Source organism: Pseudoalteromonas sp. RW-H-Ap-1 (genome assembly GCF_048318575.1).
Lineage (GTDB): Bacteria > Pseudomonadota > Gammaproteobacteria > Enterobacterales > Alteromonadaceae > Pseudoalteromonas.
In genome coordinates this window covers 2225329-2246672 of sequence record NZ_CP166996.1, presented here as the reverse complement: position 1 = coordinate 2246672, position 21344 = coordinate 2225329, and the positions used below count along the sequence as shown (strand labels likewise).

Below are 21344 nucleotides of genomic sequence, written 5' to 3'. Positions count from 1 at the left end.
AGTGTCCTCTTATTCAATTTCGGCGTTGAGTTTTTTACGTAATGCCTGATGAATTTTTGCTTGCTCTTCATCAGTCAGCGCTTGATATTCGTTATTAGATACCACAAAGAAATCTTCTGCGCGCTCGCCTACCGTGGTAATGCGTGCGGCATGTATGTGGAGTAAGTAAGCTTGGAAAACCTCGGCTATTTTAGTTAATAGCCCGGGTATATCAACCGCTTGAATTTCTATTAAACTACGGTCCTTACGAGGGTGCGGGCGCAGTACAATTTTTGGTTTAATATTAAAGTCTTTAAAGCGTTGTGAGCGGCTCTTTTTAAAACGTATTTTTTTACGCGGATCATTCAATGCTTGCTCTAATCCGCGTTTAATAGATTGTGCACGGCTACTGGCAATTGGGTCGCCATTAACTTCTAAAATAACAAAGTTAAACAGTACGTAGCCATCTTTGGTGGTCAGTACTTGGGCGTGTTGAATTTGTGCTTTTTTAGAGCCAATAACACTGACTAATCGAGCAAATAGTCCACCTGAGTAAGGGCTGTATGCAAATACTTGAGTACCGCCATGCATTGCTTTATTCGAGACAATAACACTAGGTAGGCTCAAGTCAGTGCATTTTAGTAAATGCTCTGTATGCCACGAAATTTGTTGTTCACTAAAGGCGGTAAAGTAATTCGCTTTAAAACGACTCCAAGTTAAGTCAATTTGTTCCTCGTGATAATGCAAATTAATCAGGCGTTGCTTAGCTTGATGCTTCTTATCTCGAATTTGGTCGCGTTGATCCATTGGATTTTCAAGCCCAAGACGCAAAGCGCGTTGTGTATGTAAGTATAGCTCACGAAGTAGCGTGTTTTTCCAGTCATTCCATAAGTTGTCATTGGTAGCGCGTATATCGGCGACCGTTAAACAATAGAGGTAATCGAGCTGACGCTCTGTTTTTACTCGCGATGCGAAATCTTTTATTACATCTGGGTCGTTTATATCTTTACGCTGCGCCGTAACTGACATAAGTAAGTGATTGCTAACAAGCCAAGAAATTAACTTACCATCGGATGATGCAAAGCCATGCAATTTAGAAAAAGCAATGGCGTCAACAGCGCCCAGCTCAGAGTGATCCCCCCACGTCCCTTGGCAATGTCGTGGAAAATACCGGCTAAATACAGTAGCTCCGGTTTATCCATACGCGTGACAATTTCGCTACAAATTGGGAATTCGCTAATCCCGGTTTTATCAAAATACTGATAAATATTATTAATTAGCTTATGGGTGTGTTCATCAACCGTGTAGGCATGAAACAAATCAAACTGCATTTGGCCAAAAATATTTCGCCACTGCGGCAAATAAGCGGCAATCATGCCGTGTTTGTGCATCAGCGTAAAAGCACGTCCCATACCATTAGGATGCTTTATGATTCGTAGAAAAGCTTCTCGGCAGGCCGCGTAGTCTTGTAGGTCGCCCAATAAACGACGACGAACTTGGCGAATAGTGCGAATAGTGCTCGGGTATATATGGGTGATTTCTGGATGGTCAGCAATATGCTCAAACAATACAAAAAGTTGATCGCGCCTAAAGAATACTGATGGGCTTTTTACTCGAATTTGATGGCCAACGCGCTCAAAGTTGAGATCGAGTTCTTCAACGGTCGCTTGACTACTGTCTGGCGAAATACTTTGCTCAAAATACGAAAGCAACATCTGGTTGAGCTCTCGTACTCGGCTCATAATTCTGAATAAGCGTTTCATCATGCGCTCAACCGAAGCCTTACCATCGCTACCAAAGCCTAAAATTTCTGCAGCTTGGGGTTGGTGATCAAACAATAAACGGTTTTCTGAACGTTCTGCAGCTAAATGTAACGCAAAACGAATATTCCATAAATTTTCAAGACACTCTAACAGCTCTTGATATTCCTCGTGGGTCAGGTAGCCGTGATTAATTAGCTCTTGCAGAGTTTCGGCTCTAAAGTGCTTTTTAGCCACCCAAATAATAGTTTGCAGGTCGCGCAGACCCCCTGGGTTTTCTTTTATATTTGGTTCTAGATTATAGGCTGTGCCGTGGCACTTTCTGTGACGCAAATTTTGTTCTTGTATTTTTGCAACAAAAAATTCACCTGAGCCCCAAACCGGTGTTTCAATAATATGGTTTTTGAGTTTTTCAAACTCAATATGATTGCCAAAAATGAGACGGCTTTCTAATAAGCTGGTGGCAAAGGTAACGTCTTCACGTTTTTGCTCGATGGCTTGTTCAATAGTACGAACACTGTGGCCTATCTCGAGATTAAGATCCCACAACATAGTGACAAACTGACCGATTTTTTCGCAAATATCATCATTAGGCTGTTTCGTAACAAGTAATAAAAAGTCTATATCAGAGTAGGGGTGTAGCTCGCCACGACCATAACCACCTACTGCTATCAAAGCGAGATCTGGTTCGTGAGCTAAATCATAAACTTGGAAAAGTTTGATCAGCAGTCGGTCAATAAATTCTGCACGGGCATTAATTAATTTACCAACCGGTTGTTTTGAGAATTCATTATGCAACCATTTATAGAAATAGGCGGAGCAATCGCGGTAATCGCTTAATTGCTCAGCATCATTGAGCAACTTTTTTACTTTGTTAGGTAATGCCACTTAGGCTGGCTCCTATATATGGACTGCATTATAAGTTTGAGATTTATTTTTATAATATATTTGCTGTAAGGGCAATAAGTTATGTTAGCCCCTTACAGCAAACCACTTAAGCGATATACAGGCAAAACCTGTTACTACCGCGATTAAGCGCGCACTTAATTAGTGCTCGATAATTCTATCGATTGTATCATCTGATCGTAGTGTTAAAATTTCAACACCATTTTCAGTTACTAGTAAGGTGTGTTCCCATTGAGCGGATAAACTACGGTCTTTTGTTACCACAGTCCAGTCGTCTTTGAGTAATTTACATTGGCGTTTGCCCGCATTTACCATAGGCTCAATAGTTAAACACATACCTGCTTTTAATGTTTCGCCAGTGCCTGCTTTACCGTAATGCATTACCTGTGGTTCTTCATGGAACTCGCTACCGATACCATGGCCGCAGTATTCACGTACGATAGAGTAGTTAAAGCTCTCTGCATATTTTTGAATAGCGGCACCAATATCACCAAGGCGAACACCCGGTTTTACCATTTTAATGGCAAGGTAAAGACTTTCTTGAGTGACTTCTGCAAGACGTTTACCTTGGATATTAGGCGTGCCTACATGAAACATTTTTGATGTGTCACCATGGTAACCATCTTTGATAACAGTGATGTCAATATTAACACTATCACCATCTTTTAATGCTTTGTCATTCGGAATACCGTGACAAATTACATGATTTACTGAGGTACAAATTGATTTTGGAAAACCATGATAATTAAGAGGAGCAGGAACAGCATCTTGCACATTAACAATATAATCATGACAAATTGTATTTAGCTCATCGGTGGTGATACCTGGTACCACATGTGGTTCGATCATTTCTAGCACATCAGCAGCCAAACGGCCGGCTACACGCATTTTCTCGATTTCTTCAGGGGTCTTAATCACAGCGCTCATTGAGGCTCCAAAGTTGCGTTTTTAGATGATTATCGTCGCACAATTTTTGCACGAGACGTTGAGTATTTATTTTTAATATGGTATAAAGCGCGCCGTCTTTTTACAAATAAATTCTTAAATGATTTTTTGTATTTAAGGCAAACACAATTTTATTTTAACACACACACGTATCGTCACATACACTTGGGTGCATTTCAGTTTCATTTAACTGCGGTGTTGGTGCTATGGGATATGTGGAGGCCTAACCCTAAACAACTTAGAGGATTTACAAAATGGCAAACGTTTCAATGCGCGATATGCTTCAAGCTGGTGTTCACTTTGGTCACCAAGCACGTTACTGGAACCCTAAGATGAAGCCTTTCATCTTCGGCGCACGTAACCGTGTACATATCATCAATCTTGAGCAAACTGTACCAATGTTCAACACTGCACTTAAGTTTTTATCTGGTGCTGCTGCAAACAAAGGTAAAGTTCTTTTCGTTGGTACTAAGCGCGCAGCAAGCGAAGCAGTAAAAGAAGCTGCTTTACAAAGCGATCAATTCTTCGTTAACCACCGTTGGTTAGGCGGCATGTTGACTAACTGGAAAACAGTTCGTCAATCAATCAAGCGTCTTAAAGACCTTGAAGCTCAAAGCCAAGACGGTACTTTCGAGAAGTTAACTAAGAAAGAAGCGTTAATGCTTACTCGTGAAATGGACAAGCTTGAAAAGAGCCTTGGTGGTATTAAAAACATGGGTGGCCTTCCAGACGCTATCTTTGTAATCGATGCTGACCACGAGCACATTGCTATCCGTGAAGCTAACAACCTAGGTATCCCAGTTGTTGCAATCGTTGATACTAACTCTAACCCAGACGGTGTTGATTACATCGTACCTGGTAACGATGATGCTATCCGTGCAATCAACCTTTACACTAGTGCTGTTGCAGCTGCGATCACTGAAGGCCGTGAGAGTAACATCGTTGCTCAAGCTGAAAAAGATGACTTCGTAGAAGCTGAGTAATTAGCTGTCATCAAGTCTTCATCTTTTAAAGGTGAAGACTTGCTATTCTTGTGGAGCGGGTAACCCGCTTATCTAAACCTGATTTCAGATTTGAGGATTTACTAATGGCTGTAACTACTGCCCTAGTTAAAGAATTACGCGAGCGTACTGGCGCTGGCATGATGGATTGTAAAAAAGCGTTAACTGAGACTGATGGTGACATCGAGTTAGCGATTGAAAACATGCGTAAGAGCGGTGCTGCAAAGGCTGCTAAAAAAGCAGGTAACATTGCTGCTGAAGGTACTATCATCATCAAGCAAAACGCGGGTGTTGCAGTACTTGTAGAAGTTAACTGTCAAACTGACTTCGTTGCTAAAGATGCAAGCTTCCTAGCATTTGCTAACAAAGTTGCAGATGCTGCTATCGCTGACACTACATCTATCGAAGACTTACAAGCTAAGTTCGAAGAAGACCGTGTTGAGCTAGTAACTAAAATTGGTGAAAACATCAATGTACGTCGTCTTCAGTACATCACTGGTGAGCAACTAGTTGAGTACCGTCATGGCGAGCGTATTGGTGTTGTTGTTGCGGGTGTTGCTGATGAAGAAACACTTAAGCACGTTGCAATGCACGTTGCTGCTTCAAACCCAGATTACCTAACTCCAGATGACGTACCTGCTGATGTTGTTGAAAAAGAAAAGCAAGTACAAATCGACATCGCGATGAACGAAGGCAAGCCTGCTGAAATCGCTGAGAAAATGGTTGTTGGTCGTATGAAGAAATTTACTGGTGAGGTTTCTCTTACTGGTCAAGCTTTCATCATGGAACCGAAAAAATCTGTTGGCGAAATTCTTAAAGAGAAAAACGCAACAGTTACTGGCTTTGTACGTATGGAAGTTGGTGCAGGTATCGAGAAGAAAGAAGAAGATTTTGCTGCTGAAGTTGCTGCTCAAATTGCAGCTGCTAAAGGTCAGTAAGACATACTATTTGTGATGCAAAAGGAAAATACATGCAATTAAAGTACTATTTGCTTTTGCGTCACGCTTAGAAATTCTTTAAAATAACCGCGCTTTTATGTTTAACATAAGCGCGGTTATTTTTTATCCATAATTCAATAAAAGTTGGCCCCAAAACTATGACTATCAATCGCAAACCTATTTTTAGACGTGTTCTTCTCAAATTAAGTGGTGAAGCTTTAATGGGAGACGAAGGCTTCGGCATCGACCCAAAAGTTTTAGATCGTATGGCACAAGAAATTAAAGAGCTCGTAGAACTCGACGTAGAAGTGGGTTTGGTTATTGGTGGCGGTAACTTTTTACGCGGTGGCTCATTAGCCGAAGCGGGAATGAATCGTGTTGTTGGTGACCACATGGGGATGCTTGCAACCGTAATGAACGGCCTAGCTATGCGTGATGCGCTACACCGTGCGTTTGTAAATTGTCGCTTAATGTCAGCTATCCCATTAAATGGCGTATGTGATGCGTATAACTGGGCTGAAGCAATTAGCTTGTTAAAAACAGGTCGCGTTGTTATTTTTGCCGCTGGTACAGGTAACCCGTTCTTCACAACTGACTCTGCGGCGTGTTTACGCGGCATCGAGATTGAAGCTGATACGGTAATTAAAGCGACTAAAGTAGATGGTGTATTTAGTGATGATCCGGTGAAAAACCCTGAAGCGACACTTTACCGTCACTTAAGCTACAATGAAATTATTGATAAAGAATTAAAAGTAATGGATTTAGCGGCATTCACTCTTGCTCGCGACCATAATATGCCATTGAGCGTATTTAATATGAATAAATCAGGCGCATTAAAGCGCGTAATAATGGGTGAAGAAGAAGGAACCCTTATTTCTTCACAAGCCTCAGATGAAGTTAGTAACTAGATTAGGATTAAACCGTGATTAACGATATTCAAAAAGATGCGCAAGAGCGCATGCAAAAAAGTGTAGCAGCACTTGGTAGTCAATTATCTAAAATTCGTACTGGCCGTGCTCATCCTGCAATTTTAGACGGCATCATGGTGTCGTACTACGGCGCGCCAACGCCTCTAAACCAAGTTGCAAATGTAACTATTGAAGATTCACGTACACTGGCTATTGGTGTATTTGATAAATCTTTAGCTCAGGCAGTTGAGAAAGCGATTATGGCTTCTGACCTTGGTTTAAACCCAATGTCTGCAGGCACGGTTATTCGTGTACCACTTCCTCCATTAACTGAAGAGCGTCGTAAAGATTTAATTAAAATCGTGCGTGGCGAAGTAGAAGGCGGACGTGTTGCTATTCGTAATATTCGCCGTGATGCAAATGGCGATATTAAAAACTTATTAAAAGATAAAGACATCTCTGAAGACGAAGCACGTCAAGGTGAAGATGCAATTCAAAAAATCACTGATAAGTTCATTAAAGAAATGGACACACAACTAACAGCAAAAGAAGCTGAGTTGATGGAAATTTAATAACTGTTCTAGACCCAAGTAAACAGCTTTGGTTAGATATTTAAGTCGCTGCTTATCAGTCTTCGCACTTTATTTTAATAGTGTGATTTTAAAGGGTAACAGATTGTGACTGCTCTTTAGTGACGACTCAGTTGTCAGTAAATACAAGGTTGTTAGCTGTATAATTATTTGCTTAAAGTAGATTTATTATCACGGGTACAGGTTAAATTTATTAGTTTTGAAACGCCGTCTGGGGTATACTAGGCGGCGTTTTTTTATGGAATACACAAAATTTATGGTTCTAGACGCTGATACAATTTCACAGCAATGTTTGCCTAAACATGTTGCTATCATCATGGATGGGAACGGGCGTTGGGCACAAGCTAGAAATAGGCCTCGTGTATATGGGCATAAAAAGGGCGTGGATGCAGTTCGTCAATCTGTGCAGTTTTGTACTAAATTAGGGATACAATCGTTGACCTTATTTGCTTTTAGTAGTGAAAACTGGCGCCGCCCTGAAGACGAAGTAAATACATTAATGGAGCTTTTTTTATTTGTACTGAGTAAAGAAGTTAAAAAGCTGCATAAAAATAACGTAAAACTAACCATCATTGGAGATTTATCTCGATTCTCTGAAAGCTTGCGCGCGAAAGTACATACTGCACAAGAACTAACAGCGAATAATACCGGCCTGCACTTAAATGTAGCGGCAAATTACGGTGGTCGCTGGGATATGACCCATGCTGCTAAGCTGGTTGCTTTACAAGTAGCAAATGGGGAAATTGATCCCGCAGACATTACAGAAGAACATATTGCACAGCATATGAGTATGGCAGATCAGGCACAGCCTGATTTACTGATCCGTACTGGTGGCGATGTCAGAATTAGTAATTTTTTACTTTGGCAGGCAGCCTACGCTGAACTTTATTTTACCAATACACTTTGGCCTGACTTTAACGAAGCTGCTTTTGCAGAGGCCATTGCATGTTACGTTGCCAGAGAGCGACGTTTTGGTTGCACGGGCGAACAAATAAAACAATTACTCGCTCAAACCTAAAATAGATTAAGGGTCATCATTTTGTTAAAACAACGTATTTTAACCTCACTAGTGCTAGCGCCATTAGCACTGGCTTTGGTTTTTTACACCCCACTAACGTTATTTAGTTATTTTGCGGGTGCTATTGTATTAATGGGCGCATGGGAATGGTCTGCTTTTATGGGGCTATGCGATAAACTAAAGCGCGGTGCGTTTGTATTGTTAGTTGCAGTTTTACTAGGCTTACTTAATTTACATTGGCCGATAGAAACCCTATGGCAGAACGGCAAGCTTGTAGGTGATGCCAATTACTTATTTACCTTATCGTTTTCGTGGTGGCTGGTTGCAAGTTATTTAGTGTGGCGTTACCCCGCTATGGCTAAAGGCTGGAACGAAGGACTTGTAATGCGCGGTATTGCCGGTTTACTGACATTGGTACCACTGTGGCTTGCGCTTAATACGCTTCGCAGTGCGCAATATACAGAATCAACACACTATGGTTCTATGCTGATTTTAGTGGTACTGGGTATTGTATGGAGTGCCGATATTGGCGCTTACTTTACCGGTAAAAGTTTCGGTAAACATAAGTTAATGCCTAAAGTTAGTCCAAATAAAACCATAGAAGGCCTTGCTGGTGGCGTGGTTGCTGCGGTGTTATTTGTATTGGCTTTTTGTTTTTACACTAATGTTGATACTTCTGTATGGCCTATTTATGCGGTAATGACAGCATTTATTGCTTTGTTCTCTGCGGTAGGTGATTTACTCGAGAGTATGTTTAAGCGTGAAGCGGGTCTTAAAGATAGCGGCAGTTGCCTACCTGGACACGGCGGTATTTTAGACCGCATTGATAGCTTAACTGCAGCAGCGCCGATGTTTGTTATTTGCTTTGCTTGGACACTTAGTTTATGAGTGCAGTGCAACAACTGGTTATTTTGGGTGCGACGGGGTCGATAGGTCTTAGCACGTTAGATGTTGTTGCAAGAAATCAACAGCAGTTCAAGGTGTTCGCATTAGCCGCTGGGCAAAATGCAAAAAAAATGGCTGAGTTGTGTCTTGCTCATCAACCTCGTTATGCTGTTATGGCTTCAGAGCAAGCCGCTAAGCAGCTTTGTGAACTTTTAAAAGGCATGAGTAAAACACAAGTAATGCATGGCGAGAAAGCTATGAGTGAGCTTTGTGCGCATGTTGATGTTGATACTGTGATGTCAGCAATCGTTGGTGCGGCTGGATTACTACCCACCTTGAGCGCAGTCGAAGCGGGTAAAAAAGTGCTGCTGGCAAACAAAGAGTCATTGGTGATGTCGGGTCAGTTGTTTATTGATAAAGTGAAACAACACCAAGCAACTTTATTACCCATCGACAGCGAACATAATGCTATTTTTCAGTGTTTACCTAGTGCGTTACAAAACACCCAAGGACAAGCACGGCTTGAGCAGCATGGTGTTAGCAAAATTTTATTAACAGGCTCTGGAGGGCCGTTTTTAAACCGTGACATTAATACGCTTGCTAGTGTTAGCGTCAGTGAAGCGGTTGCTCACCCTAATTGGTCAATGGGACAAAAAATATCGGTAGATTCAGCCACGATGATGAACAAAGGTTTAGAGTTTATTGAGGCTAAATGGTTATTTAACTGTGATGCCAGCGACATTGATGTGGTGATCCACCCACAAAGTATTATTCACTCTATGGTGCAATACCAAGATGGCTCTATTTTAGCGCAAATGGGAAACCCCGATATGCGCACCCCAATAGCGCATGCGCTTGCTTTTCCACAGCGAATTGATGCGGGAGTTAAACCGCTAAACTTTTCTGATATTTGTGATTTTTCGTTCACCAAACCTGATTTCTCGCGCTACCCTAATTTAAAATTGGCAATTGCTGCGTGTGATGCGGGACAGGGCGCAACAACTACGGTGAATGCTGCCAATGAAATGGCTGTAAATGCATTTTTACAAGGTCAAATTAGTTTTACTGATATTTATAAAGTGAATGCGCAAACGTTAGAGACTGCAAAGTTTACTAATGTGCAAACTCTAGATGAAATTTTAGAGTGTGATCGTTTAGCACGCATAAGCGCAACGCAGTTTATAACAAAAGTGGTACATTAAAATGTTCGATTTTTTGGAATTTAGGCTCGTTTATACTTGCGCTCGGTATTTTAGTGACCGTTCACGAATATGGTCATTTTTGGGTAGCACGCAAGGCTGGCGTTAAGGTACTACGCTTTTCAATTGGTTTTGGTAAACCCCTATTAAAATGGCACGATAAATACAATACTGAGTATGTGATTGCGGCAATACCACTGGGTGGTTACGTAAAAATGTTAGACGAGCGTGTTGATGAAGTACCTGCCAATCAACGTCATTTATCGTTTAATGCTAAATCTGTTCAAGCGCGAATAGCCATTGTAGCAGCAGGGCCCATGGCGAATTTTTTATTCGCTATTTTTGCTTTAGCGGTCATGTATATGGTGGGTGTACAAACCATAAAACCGGTTGTAGGCAATGTTGTTGAAGGCAGCAGAGCAGAACAAGCGGGCATTTTGCCTACTCAGCAAATAATTAAAATTGGTGATGACGATATTAGTAATTGGCAAGATGCGACTTTCTCTTTGATGTCGCACTTGGGTGATAAAAGCGTTGCTATTACTTTACGTAACGAAAATTATCAACAAACAACGCAAACTCTTAACCTCGATGGCTGGAAGCTTGATCAGCAAGACGTACCGCCATTAAGTTCGTTGGGGATTGTGCCGTTTCGCCCTCAAGCAACACTCACCATCGCTGCAATTACCAAAGACTCTGCTGCTGAACAGGCAAATTTACAGGTTAACGACGTTATTTTGGCTGTAAACGGTGAAACAATGAGCAGTTGGCAGCAATTAGTTAATCTTATTACTCAATCGGCTAACAAATCCTTACAATTTAGTGTAAAAAGACAAGATAGTATAAAAACCATATTAGTTACCCCAAAGAGCCGAGTTGTTAGTAATGGTGTTGAACAAGGCTTTTTAGGTGTTGCTCCAGTTGTAGAGCAGTGGCCTGATGATTTTGTTGAGACTAGACATTATGGGCCACTAGATAGTATTGTGCTGGGCACAAAAGAGACATGGCGTTTAATTACGCTGAGTTTTGACATGATAGGTAACTTAATTACTGGTCAAGTGTCAGTGAAAAATTTAAGTGGGCCTGTCGGCATTGCAGTCGGTGCAGGCACAAGTGTTAGTTACGGATTAGTCGCATTTTTAAGCTTTTTAGCTTTGATCAGCGTTAATTTGGGAGTATTTAATTTACTTCCTCTGCCGGTGCTTGATGGTGGGCACTTAATGTATTACATAATTGAACTTTTTCGTAAAAAGCCGGTCTCTGAAAAGACACAAGAGTTTGGTTTTAAAGTGGGAGCCTTGCTACTCATTTTTCTAACATGTTTCGCTTTGTTCAATGATGTATCGCGCTTGTAGTTGTTTAAGCGTGGTAACGACAAATTAGAACACGATTGTAAAGCTCGTAACTATTTAGTTTTCGATGCTAAGCGGTAATACAGTTGTAAAGGATAAAGATAATAAAATGGCTATAAAAAAACATTTGGTAGTTTCAAGTTTATTGGGTGCAAGTTTTGCAGCCCTAGGCCAAAACTCCTTTATTGTTGAAGATTTAAAAGTTGAAGGATTGCAACGTGTCGCACTTGGTGCCGCATTAACGCATATTCCTATTAACGTGGGCGACAATGTTGATGAATACACAATTTCAAAAACAATTAAGTCACTTTATCGCTCAGGTCACTTTGACAATATAAAAGCGTTGCGTGATGGCAATAACGTAATTTTTAAAGTAACTGAACGTCCAACAATTAGCTTTATTGAATTTGAAGGCAATAAAGACATTAAAGATGAGCAGTTAAACCAGTCGCTTGATCAACAAGATATTCGTCAAGGCGAGCCGCTGGATAAAACGGTTATCGATAATATTGAAAAAGGTTTAGTTGAGTTTTTTCACAGTATTGGTAAATACAATGCAAAAGTGGACATTAGCATCACTAAGCTGCCACGTAATCGGGTTAAACTGAGACTCGAGTTTGATGAGGGCGATGCTGCCTCTATTCGTCAAATCAACTTAGTTGGTAATGAACTTTTTTCAAACGAAGAGTTATTACAGCTTGCTGAATCGCAACAAGATTTACCTTGGTGGCAGTTTATGGGTAGCGATCGCTATCAAAAACAAACCATTGAAGGCGATTTAGAAAAAATTCGTAGCTTTTATTTAGACCGTGGCTATTTACGCTTCAATATTGATTCGACTCAAGTGTCAGTCAGTCCTGAGCGTGAATCGGTTTATGTAACGGCAAATATTACCGAAGGCGTAAAATACAAGGTAAAAGGTTTTGATTTTATCGGTGATTTACTCGGCCGAGAAGAACTAATCAAAAGTGTTATCCCGCTTCGCACCGGAGAGCTTTATAACGGCTCAGTGGTAACTTCTTCAGAAGAGTTTATAAAAAGTTACTTAGCTCGTTTTGGATATGCTAACGCTGAAGTACGCACCATTCCAGAAATTGATGATGAAAACCAAGAGGTACAACTGACTTTATCGGTTGACCCTGGTAAACGTGTTTATGTACGTCGAATCATTGTAGGTGGTAACCAAAATACAGCTGATGAAGTACTGCGTCGTGAAATGACACAGCTTGAAGGGGCATGGTTATCTAACCAAAACTTAGAGCGTTCTAAATTGCAAATTCAACGCTTACCTTATATGGAATCGGTTGACTTTAATGTAGTGCCTGTTCCGGGTGTTGATGATCAAGTTGACGTTGACTTTACTGTTAAAGAGCAATCTGCAGGTAGTTTTAACGCCGGTCTTGCTTATGGTTCATACTTAGGTCTGCAATTTAATATTGGTGTAACCGAATCTAACTTTTTAGGTACGGGTAATCAAATTGGTTTTAACATTAATACCTCGCGTGGTTCTGAACGCGTTAGTGTGTCATACACAGACCCTTACTTTACGCCAGATGGTGTATCGCAAGGTAGCAGTATTTTTTATAGTAACTACGATGCTAGCCAGTTTAGCTTGATTGACTATAAGTCAAAGAGTTATGGTCTTGGAACTAACATTGGTTTTCCAATTGATGCTATAAACCGTATTAACTTTGGAGCTCGTTGGATAGAAGAAGAGCTATCTGATATTGCAGAATATGAGCAAACACGTGTTCTACGTGAAACTTTCCTAGACCCAGAGAACCCAGATGCGGGCTTTGAGTTTACCAAGTATGAGTTAAGTGTGGGTTGGTCGCGTGTAACGGTTAACCGTGGTTTATTCCCAACAGCAGGCTCAAGACAAACATTAAACCTGACAGCCACAACGCCGAACTCAGATTTAAAATACTTTAAGTTAAATTATGATTCACGTTTTTACTGGCCTATCTCAAACGATCATCGCTGGGTATTTTCGACCCGTGCGGCATTAGGTTATGGTAATGGCTATGGTTCTACCAACGGGTATGATCAGACGTTACCGTTCCAAGAATACTTCCGTATTACAGAAATGGAACTACGTGGCTTTGACAGAAATACTATTTTACCGCGTGCGGTATCAAGAGAGCCACTACCTATACCTGGTACGCCATCAGGTGATGGCACAACCACAGGCAATATTGGTGGCGCTCCAGAATTTGACGTGCTTTTCCCACAAGGTCGTATAGGTGGTAATGCGAAGGCCGTTGCAGGTATGGAGCTTATTGTTCCTACACCGTTCTTAGACGAAGAAAATACCAGTTCAGTACGTACCAGTTTCTTTGTTGATGCTGCCAACGTTTGGGATACCGAGTTTAACGTTGATCGTTATCAAAATTTGGGTATTGATGAGCGTGCAAAATTAGATGACTATTCAGACCCAATGCGCTTTAGGGTTGCAACCGGTTTATCTTTACAATGGATCTCACCTATGGGTCCTATGCTGATCAGCTTTGCGTATCCGTTGCAAAAAGAAGAAGATGACGATACCAAGACCATCAGTTTTAATATTAGTAACACTTTCTAAAGGAGTTTTTTGTGAAAAAATTATTCAAATCAACAGCCGTTGCCGTTTTAGCTACACTTATGATGGGTACATCAGTTAATGCTTTTGCTCATAAAGTAGGTATTGTAGATATGCAAGAAATCTACAAGCAGCTTCCACAAATGGCTAAAATCGAACAGTCTCTACAAACGGAATTTGCTGAGCGTCGTCAAGAGCTTGAAAAGTTACAAGGTGATATTCGCTTTGAAGCAGAAAAGTTTAAGCGTGAAAGCACCACAATGAGTCAAGAACAAAAAGACGCATTACGTGATAAAATTCAGGGTATGCAAAAAAACCTTGCTGAAAAGGGTCGCCCATTAGAGCAAGAAATTAAAGCACGTCAAAATCAGGAGTTGGCTAAAGTTCAGACTTTAATCATTGAAACTATCCAAGAGATTGCTAAAAAAGGCGACTTCGATGAAGTTAAAGTAAAAGACACAACTATTTACTTCAACCCTAAAGAAGTAACTGATCTTTCTGAAAAAGTAGTTACAGCTGTAAGTAAGAAATAATTAATCTATGCAAAATTATACGCTTTCGCAAATTGCGGAACTTCTAAGCGCCGAGCTTCAAGGTGATGGCGCTTTAGAAATTAAAAAAATAGCGACACTTGCAAATGCCCATTCTGGGCATATTGCATTTTTAGCGAACAAGAAATATCGCTCTCAGCTTGAGACAACAAAAGCCAGTGCAGTAATACTTAGCCCTGACGATGCGCCTTATTTTTCAGGCAATAAAATCATTGTTGCCAATCCCTATGTTACCTATGCCAAACTAGCTCAATTAATGGATACTACCCCGCGTAGCGCATCTCACGATGTGCATCCAAGTGCGGTTATACATGCCAATGCACAAGTGAGCAAAAGTGCAGCTATTGGTGCTAATGTTGTAATTGAAGCTGATGCTGTAATTGGTGATAACGTACAAATTGGTCCGAACAGTTTTATTGGTGAACGTGCTAAAATAGGTTCAGGCACCAAACTTTGGCCAAGTGTGAGCATTTATCATGATGTTGAGATTGGCGCAGACTGTCTATTGCAAGCAAACACAGTTATTGGTAGTGATGGCTTTGGTTATGCAAACGAACGCGGTCAGTGGCTTAAAATTCCACAATTAGGCTCTGTGATCATTGGCGATAAAGTAGAAATTGGCGCAAGTACCACCATAGATCGTGGTGCGCTCGATGATACTATTATCCACAGTAACGTTATTATTGATAACCAGTGCCAAATAGCACACAACGTCGAAGTTAACTCAGGCACCGCTATCGCCGGTTGTACTGTACTTGCAGGCAGTGTCACCATAGGTAAAAATTGCCAGATTGGCGGCATGAGCGCGATTAACGGTCACATGTCTGTGTGTGATGGTGTTATAATTACCGGCATGAGTATGGTGACCAAATCAATCACCGAACCAGGTATTTACTCATCTGGTATGCCTCATACGACTAACAAAGAGTGGCGAAAATCAATTGCTCATTTGCGCAACCTTTCAGACATGAAATCACGTCTAAAAGCGCTTGAAGCATTGAATAAGTCATGATCGTTGAACACTAAAAAGGATGCTATTTTGGCAAACGAATTAAATAGCCTTGATATTCAAGAAATTTTAAGTTTATTACCGCACCGTTACCCGATGCTACTAATTGATCGTGTAATCGATTTCACCCCAGGTGAATCGTTGCATGCAATTAAAAATGTATCGATTAATGAACCTATTTTCACTGGCCATTTCCCAAATCAGCCGATTTTTCCTGGTGTGCTAATATTAGAGTCAATGGCGCAAGCAACGGGTCTATTAGGGTTTAAAACGGTTGAAAATCGTAGCGAGAACGAACTTTACCTATTTGCAGCCGTAGACAATGCTCGTTTTAAGCAGCCGGTTGTGCCAGGTGATACCATGCATCTTCATGTTAAGTTTTTAAAAGAGCGTCGTAACATATGGAAATTTGCGGCTGAAGCTAAAGTTGACGGCAAAACAGTGTGTAGCGCCGAAATCATGTGTGCTAGAAGAGAGTTTTAATTGTGATCCATGCTACGGCAATAATCGAACCGGGTGCAAAACTTGGTAACAATGTGTCAGTTGGACCATACAGTTACATCGGTAATGATGTTGTTATTGGTGATGACTGTATAATTGAGTCTCACGTTGTTGTTAAAGGGCCTGCTACCATTGGCTCTGGTAACCATATTTTTCAGTTTGCTTCTGTAGGCGAAGCCTGCCAAGACAAAAAATATAACAACGAGCCAACCAGCTTAATTATTGGCGACAATAATGTTATTCGCGAGTGTGCGACTATTCACCGCGGCACAATCCAAGATGAGGGCGTCACTAAAATAGGCAGCAATAATCTATTTATGGCTTACACTCATGTTGCGCATGATGCTGTTGTTGGCGATAACGTTATTTTTGCAAATAATGCCAGTGTAGCGGGTCACGTTCATGTTGGTGATTGGGTGATTTTAGCGGGTAACTCCGGTGTGCATCAATTTTGTAAAATTGGTGCGCATGCATTTGTTGGTATGTATTCGGGGGTAAACAAAGACGTACCTCCATTTGTTACCACCATTGGTATGCCAGCAGGCCCTGCAGCAATCAATACTGAAGGCATGAAACGCCGTGGTTTTGAAAGTGATGAAATCATGGCAGTACGCCGCGCTTATAAAGCGTTTTACCGCAAGAGCTTAGGTGTTGATGAAGCGATTGAATTACTTGCTGAAGATGCTGCAAAGTTTCCAGCAGTGCAATTGATGATTGATTTCGTTAAAAGTTCTGAACGCGGTATTGTGCGTTAAAAAATAGCATTTTTAACAGATTTTAAAACCACCTTTGAGTAATCAAGGTGGTTTTTTATTAGCTGATTAATAATTCAGTCTCTACTCAGTATCGTCCTATTACACTCTCTCTACATTTTTCAATAAAGTATAAAGAATGAAACTTATAAAGTTAGTATTGCTTTCAGTACTGTCGGTGATTTTGGCCGCCTGTAGTACTGCGCCAAGTAATATAAATAATCAACAACGTGATGTTGCAGAGCAAGGTAAAGCATCATTTTATGCTGATAAATACCACGGCCGAACTACTGCCAGTGGCGAGCGATTTAGTCAACAAGCGGCAACAGCTGCTCACTTAAAACTCCCATTTGGTACACGAGTAAACGTTACTAATATTGCTAATAATAAGTCAGTGGTGGTCAGAATTAACGACAGGGGTCCTTATATTCGGGGGCGAATTATAGATTTATCAAAAGCTATGTTTGAAAAAATAGCCGACTCTAAAGTCGGCGTTATTGATGTAACGGTCACCGTTATTGATAATAAGTAATACTGCTAAGGACTAGGGTCTGTTGACCTTTGCGGATTAAAGTTTGTTCAAACTAGGGGCGGTTTAATCGCGGCGCGAGGTTTGTAACCTAGTGGGCTAAGTAAAAACCGAGCAACAAAGAGTAAATCGCCCCTAGGCAGAACCCTTCGGGCAGCGCCTGTTTGGCATTGATGCTGCGTTATCGCCTATTTATGGGGAATAACCACACCACATAGGCTCAGCCTTGCCTAAATACCAAACAGACTGCTGCAAATTTAACCTTGAAAGATCAACAGACCCTAAAAGCGGGTTGTTAACGCCACATAGTCAGGGTGTTCATTGAGCAATTGTTGATGTGAACCTTGAGCGATGATCTGTCCGCTGTCTAACCAGATGACACTATCCATTTGCGATAACAACGCTGGATCATGAGTAATTGTTAATACACTTGCATGCTCTTTTAGCTGTAAAACACTATTCATAACAGCTTGTTTAGAAATATTATCGAGCCCTTCAGTCGGTTCATCGAGTACTAAAATGGCGGGTTTTTGTAGCAGGGCCTGTGCCAAGGCGATACGTCTTGATTGACCTTGAGATACATTTCGCCCGCCGGTACCTAAACGGGTTTTTAGCCCTTGTTTTAGCTCAGAGAACCAACCACCAAGTTCTGCCTGTGTTAATGCTGCTATCATTTGTTGCGAGGTTGCATCGGGAGCTGCATAAGCAAGGTTTTCGCTTAATGTGCCATCAAAAATATGATGCTGCTGAGCTAAAATATTTAATGTCTTTGCACGACTCTCATTATTTAAATCATGCAGACTTATGATTTCTTTGCCGTTTTTTAAGTTTATTGTTCCTTGCTGCAGTGGCCATAAACTACTGAGCAAATTCACTAAGGTAGTTTTACCACTGCCGCTTCTACCAACAATAGCCACTTTATGCTTCGCGGGGAGCTCAAAACTCACATTATTTAATGCCTGCTTTTGGCCATAGTGATAGCTGACATTATTTAATGATAAAGCCCAGTGCTTATTTAATAGCTCAATATCTGTTGTAGATTCGGCATTTTTGCTAAGCGTTTTGTCTTCAAGAATAAAGAGTCGCTCAGCTGCTTTTAGTACATTAGGAAGCTCAATAAAGGCATTAGGCAGTAACAATACGCTCTCAAAACTGGCAAGCACAAACAGGCTCAACATCGCCAGCTCTACATTGACCATAGCACCGCTAAACACTAGCGGCACAATAGTAACAATGCTGGCAAGCATAGCCAATTGCACTATGAGTAAGCTCATACCATCAGCGTTGCCAAGAGCCTTATGACGAATAAATAATTGCTGATTATACTGCTCACTTAACTGATCACACTTAGTGAGTTGTTGGTGTCGAGCTTGGTAAATATTTAGCTCTCTAAGGCCCGTTAAGGTATCTGAAAGCTCAGCTCTTAATTGCGCACTGAATAAGGTTTCTTGGTGGCTATTTCTATCTAACTGCTTACTTAGTATTGCCGGTATAACCACCCCAATAACAACGATGCCAGTAAAGCAAATTAAGGCTACACTTGGGCTGTAAGCAGACATAAACAACATAATAATAGGCACAGTCAGTAAGGCTACTAACATTGGCAGTAACACATTTAAATAAAACTTATCTAGTGCGTCTACATCGTTTTGTAAGCGATTAACTAAATCGGCACTGCGGCTCATAGCCAAATCCAAGTTATTAAGTTTGCTGAGTGTAGCGAACATATTTACTCGTATTTCACTTAACAATAAAAAAGTGGCGTTATGAGTGACTAAGCGTTCAGCGTAACGTGAGGCGGTGCGCACAATCGCTAAAAAGCGAATGGTGCCAGCCGGGGTAAAGTAGTTCATATGGACGCCTGCAATTCCTGCGGCTGCCATAGAAGCTAAAAACCAGCCTGAAATAGCGAGTAAGCCTACATTAGCTAGCACCGTGAGTGACGCTAGAAACGTCCCTAAAAGCATCGCTTTATAATGAGGGCGGCACAATTTGAGTAAACGAATAAAATTAGCCATTAGTTACCCCTTGTTCTGCTGTTTGCAGTAGCTTTGCAAATTCGCCAGCTTGCTGGCTGAGCGTTTTAAAATCGCCGTGTTGAGCGATGCAGCCGTTTTCCATAACGATAAGTTGCTTGGCATTTTTTACCGTATTTAAGCGATGTGCAATGGTGATCACCAAGTGGTTTTTTGCATATTCAGCAATAGCGTTTTGAATGAGTTGCTCGGTTTGGCTATCTAAATGAGCGGTTGGCTCATCGAGCATTAAAATAGGGGCGTGTTTTAAAAATGCACGAGCTAAAGCGATACGCTGTTTTTGCCCGCCAGAGAGTCCTTCGCCTTGCTCACCTATTAAGGTATTAAAGCCATCGGGCAGCTCGTTAATAAATTCCAGCGCGCCTGCTTGCTTTGCAGCATGTTCAAGTGCTTCATGTGAAGCGCCAGGGTTACCGAGTTTTATATTGGCGGCTAGGGTATCGTAAAATAAGGTTGGCTTTTGTGGGATCCATGCAATGCTTTGTTGTAATTGACTTATATTCGCAGTCGTCAATGGTTGTTGGTCAATGGATATGTGTTGTATTACTTCTGGGTGAAAACCAAGCATGCAATCAAGTAGGGTGCTCTTACCTGAGCCACTAGCTCCGACAATGGCTACTAGTCCTGTGCTTGGCAGGGTTAAATTAATAGTCTTAATTCCCTCATTACTGTTAGGGTAATTAAAGTTGAGATCATGGATGCTGATAGTATTGTTAGCACCAATATTGATCTTTGTTTTGTGATTATTATCATTTGATGGCAATGGTGCGTTTAAAATGATCAGCATATCTGCGGCGGCACTAATTCCCTGTAGGCGCGCATGGTAATGGCTGCCTAATTGGCGAAGGGGTAAATAAAATTCAGGTGCTAGTAACAGCACTACAAAGCCAGTAGCAAAATCCAGAGTGCCAAAAAACAATCTAAAACCAATAATTACCGCTACCAGTGCCACACTTATTGTGGCTAAAAACTCCAGCGCAAAAGAGGATAAAAAAGCAATTTTTAACACGTTTAGCGTTGCGTGCCTAAAATCATCGGAAATACGCGCGATTTGTTTAAGCTCTTTGCGCGTGGCATTAAATAGTTTTAGTTGAGTAAGCCCTTGTACACGGTCAAAAAAATAGTTTCCTAATACTGCCAGTTGTTGCCAACGTTTTTGATTAAGCGCCTCGGCTTTGTGGCCAACTAGAATCATAAAAAAAGGAATAAGTGGTGCGGTTAATAAAAATATTAATCCTGCTTTGTAATCGGTCGGAAATATAACCACTAATATTGCAATAGGAATTAGCGCACTATAGGCAACACCGGGTAGGTATTTAGCATAGTAGTCATGCAGTGCCTCAACACCATTGTGCAGCGTATTGAGCGTAGCGCCTTGGCCATGTTGCTCTATATAACTTGGGCCGAGTTGTGTGAGTTTATCGAGTAAGGTTTGGCGAATAGCCGATTTAATTTTAAGTGAAGCAAATGCGCTCAAGCGCTCACTTAACGCTAAGAAAATGGCGCGCAGTAAAATAATACCCGCTAAAGGCCATAAATAGTGGGTCACTTGGGCTAAACTATGCCCTTCAAACATCACCTCATGAATGGTTTGCGCGAGTAAATAAGCACCTGCAATCATTAAAATCGCATTAACTGTTCCAAGTGCAATGTTTAGCTTTAACCACATTGCCGCCGGTTTACTCTGCTGTTTTAAAAAAGCGCGCAGGGGTTGTTGCTGCGCGCGATTTGGTCGGGGATTAGTCGTCATTGTGATTTGTATTATGCTCGTTTAATAAATCATGGGTGGCTTGTTCATCATCAGCAATGCTGTTTTTATTTTGATGAAATTCATACCACATCACGTTTATAACGCCTAAGGTACAAGCAAGCAGTACACCTAAAATCCACGCGAAATACCACATAAT

General features: G+C 41.2%; 18 protein-coding genes and 1 pseudogene. 14 read left to right on the top strand and 5 right to left on the bottom strand.

Annotation, left to right across the window (positions count from 1 at the left end):
* Positions 1 to 9: 9 nt before the first annotated feature.
* A pseudogene (gene glnD, locus AB8618_RS10715) lies at positions 10 to 2627 on the bottom strand ([protein-PII] uridylyltransferase).
* Between the two features lie 159 nt (positions 2628 to 2786).
* On the bottom strand, positions 2787 to 3572 hold the full coding sequence (gene map / locus AB8618_RS10710) for a type I methionyl aminopeptidase (RefSeq protein WP_054202413.1): 786 nt from the start codon (positions 3570 to 3572) through the stop codon (positions 2787 to 2789).
* Between the two features lie 272 nt (positions 3573 to 3844).
* Here map and rpsB point away from each other — a divergent pair, with 272 nt between their 5' ends.
* The 14 genes from rpsB to AB8618_RS10640 all read left to right on the top strand — a co-directional run bounded on the left by rpsB (position 3845) and on the right by AB8618_RS10640 (position 17404).
* Positions 3845 to 4573 (top strand): 30S ribosomal protein S2, encoded by a 729-nt coding sequence (gene rpsB / locus AB8618_RS10705; RefSeq protein ID WP_013465430.1) that lies wholly within the window; start codon positions 3845 to 3847, stop codon positions 4571 to 4573.
* Positions 4574 to 4677: 104 nt separating this feature from the next.
* Complete coding sequence (tsf, locus tag AB8618_RS10700; protein ID WP_010388114.1) at positions 4678 to 5529, top strand: translation elongation factor Ts; 852 nt, start codon at positions 4678 to 4680, stop codon at positions 5527 to 5529.
* Between the two features lie 158 nt (positions 5530 to 5687).
* Positions 5688 to 6437 carry a UMP kinase gene (gene pyrH / locus AB8618_RS10695; RefSeq protein ID WP_138605042.1) on the top strand — a complete coding sequence of 250 codons (750 nt, stop codon included), beginning with the start codon at positions 5688 to 5690 and terminating at the stop codon, positions 6435 to 6437.
* Positions 6438 to 6487: 50 nt separating this feature from the next.
* Positions 6488 to 7009 carry a ribosome recycling factor gene (gene frr, locus AB8618_RS10690; RefSeq protein WP_218651693.1) on the top strand — a complete coding sequence of 174 codons (522 nt, stop codon included), beginning with the start codon at positions 6488 to 6490 and terminating at the stop codon, positions 7007 to 7009.
* A 256-nt stretch (positions 7010 to 7265) separates the two neighbouring features.
* Positions 7266 to 8045 (top strand): isoprenyl transferase, encoded by a 780-nt coding sequence (locus AB8618_RS10685; RefSeq protein ID WP_138605040.1) that lies wholly within the window; start codon positions 7266 to 7268, stop codon positions 8043 to 8045.
* A gap of 21 nt (positions 8046 to 8066) precedes the next feature.
* The gene (locus AB8618_RS10680) at positions 8067 to 8933 is read left to right on the top strand and encodes a phosphatidate cytidylyltransferase (RefSeq protein ID WP_055012767.1); all 867 of its coding nucleotides are present in this window, start codon (positions 8067 to 8069) and stop codon (positions 8931 to 8933) included.
* A complete protein-coding gene (ispC, locus tag AB8618_RS10675) occupies positions 8930 to 10132 on the top strand; it encodes a 1-deoxy-D-xylulose-5-phosphate reductoisomerase (protein WP_413402652.1) in 1203 nt (400 codons plus the stop codon). Before AB8618_RS10680 ends, ispC begins: the two co-directional genes overlap by 4 nt.
* 8 nt (positions 10133 to 10140) lie before the next feature.
* Positions 10141 to 11484, top strand: coding sequence for a sigma E protease regulator RseP (rseP, locus tag AB8618_RS10670; RefSeq protein WP_418157352.1), 1344 nt, complete (start codon positions 10141 to 10143; stop codon positions 11482 to 11484).
* Positions 11485 to 11590: 106 nt separating this feature from the next.
* Positions 11591 to 14062, top strand: coding sequence for an outer membrane protein assembly factor BamA (gene bamA, locus AB8618_RS10665; RefSeq protein WP_138605035.1), 2472 nt, complete (start codon positions 11591 to 11593; stop codon positions 14060 to 14062).
* Between the two features lie 11 nt (positions 14063 to 14073).
* Positions 14074 to 14592 (top strand): OmpH family outer membrane protein, encoded by a 519-nt coding sequence (locus AB8618_RS10660; RefSeq protein WP_138605034.1) that lies wholly within the window; start codon positions 14074 to 14076, stop codon positions 14590 to 14592.
* A gap of 7 nt (positions 14593 to 14599) precedes the next feature.
* Entirely contained in the window at positions 14600 to 15622 is a 1023-nt protein-coding gene (gene lpxD / locus AB8618_RS10655) for a UDP-3-O-(3-hydroxymyristoyl)glucosamine N-acyltransferase (protein ID WP_138605033.1), read from the top strand.
* 27 nt (positions 15623 to 15649) lie between these two features.
* Complete coding sequence (gene fabZ / locus AB8618_RS10650) at positions 15650 to 16102, top strand: 3-hydroxyacyl-ACP dehydratase FabZ (protein ID WP_008110974.1); 453 nt, start codon at positions 15650 to 15652, stop codon at positions 16100 to 16102.
* Between the two features lie 2 nt (positions 16103 to 16104).
* On the top strand, positions 16105 to 16875 hold the full coding sequence (lpxA, locus tag AB8618_RS10645; RefSeq protein ID WP_178956348.1) for an acyl-ACP--UDP-N-acetylglucosamine O-acyltransferase: 771 nt from the start codon (positions 16105 to 16107) through the stop codon (positions 16873 to 16875).
* Between the two features lie 136 nt (positions 16876 to 17011).
* Complete coding sequence (locus tag AB8618_RS10640; RefSeq protein ID WP_413402647.1) at positions 17012 to 17404, top strand: septal ring lytic transglycosylase RlpA family protein; 393 nt, start codon at positions 17012 to 17014, stop codon at positions 17402 to 17404.
* A gap of 278 nt (positions 17405 to 17682) precedes the next feature.
* Here the strand turns inward: AB8618_RS10640 and cydC are convergent, their stop codons facing one another.
* The 3 genes from cydC to cydX are packed head-to-tail and all read right to left on the bottom strand — an operon-like array spanning position 17683 to position 21341.
* Positions 17683 to 19419, bottom strand: coding sequence for a thiol reductant ABC exporter subunit CydC (gene cydC, locus AB8618_RS10635; protein ID WP_413402645.1), 1737 nt, complete (start codon positions 19417 to 19419; stop codon positions 17683 to 17685).
* Positions 19412 to 21187, bottom strand: coding sequence for a thiol reductant ABC exporter subunit CydD (gene cydD, locus AB8618_RS10630; protein ID WP_413402643.1), 1776 nt, complete (start codon positions 21185 to 21187; stop codon positions 19412 to 19414). The genes cydC and cydD overlap by 8 nt, the downstream gene beginning before the upstream one ends.
* The gene (gene cydX / locus AB8618_RS10625; RefSeq protein ID WP_008110965.1) at positions 21177 to 21341 is read right to left on the bottom strand and encodes a cytochrome bd-I oxidase subunit CydX; all 165 of its coding nucleotides are present in this window, start codon (positions 21339 to 21341) and stop codon (positions 21177 to 21179) included. Before cydX ends, cydD begins: the two co-directional genes overlap by 11 nt.
* Positions 21342 to 21344 lie beyond the last annotated feature (3 nt).

Coding starts and splice junctions, on each gene's coding strand:
- map (WP_054202413.1), bottom strand. CDS start 3,572: ATGAGCGCTGTGATTAAGACCCCTGAAGAAATCGAGAAAATGCGTGTA.
- rpsB (WP_013465430.1), top strand. CDS start 3,845: ATGGCAAACGTTTCAATGCGCGATATGCTTCAAGCTGGTGTTCACTTT.
- tsf (WP_010388114.1), top strand. CDS start 4,678: ATGGCTGTAACTACTGCCCTAGTTAAAGAATTACGCGAGCGTACTGGC.
- pyrH (WP_138605042.1), top strand. CDS start 5,688: ATGACTATCAATCGCAAACCTATTTTTAGACGTGTTCTTCTCAAATTA.
- frr (WP_218651693.1), top strand. CDS start 6,488: ATGCAAAAAAGTGTAGCAGCACTTGGTAGTCAATTATCTAAAATTCGT.
- AB8618_RS10685 (WP_138605040.1), top strand. CDS start 7,266: ATGGAATACACAAAATTTATGGTTCTAGACGCTGATACAATTTCACAG.
- ispC (WP_413402652.1), top strand. CDS start 8,930: ATGAGTGCAGTGCAACAACTGGTTATTTTGGGTGCGACGGGGTCGATA.
- bamA (WP_138605035.1), top strand. CDS start 11,591: ATGGCTATAAAAAAACATTTGGTAGTTTCAAGTTTATTGGGTGCAAGT.
- lpxD (WP_138605033.1), top strand. CDS start 14,600: ATGCAAAATTATACGCTTTCGCAAATTGCGGAACTTCTAAGCGCCGAG.
- AB8618_RS10640 (WP_413402647.1), top strand. CDS start 17,012: ATGAAACTTATAAAGTTAGTATTGCTTTCAGTACTGTCGGTGATTTTG.
- cydC (WP_413402645.1), bottom strand. CDS start 19,419: ATGGCTAATTTTATTCGTTTACTCAAATTGTGCCGCCCTCATTATAAA.
- cydD (WP_413402643.1), bottom strand. CDS start 21,187: ATGACGACTAATCCCCGACCAAATCGCGCGCAGCAACAACCCCTGCGC.
- cydX (WP_008110965.1), bottom strand. CDS start 21,341: ATGTGGTATTTCGCGTGGATTTTAGGTGTACTGCTTGCTTGTACCTTA.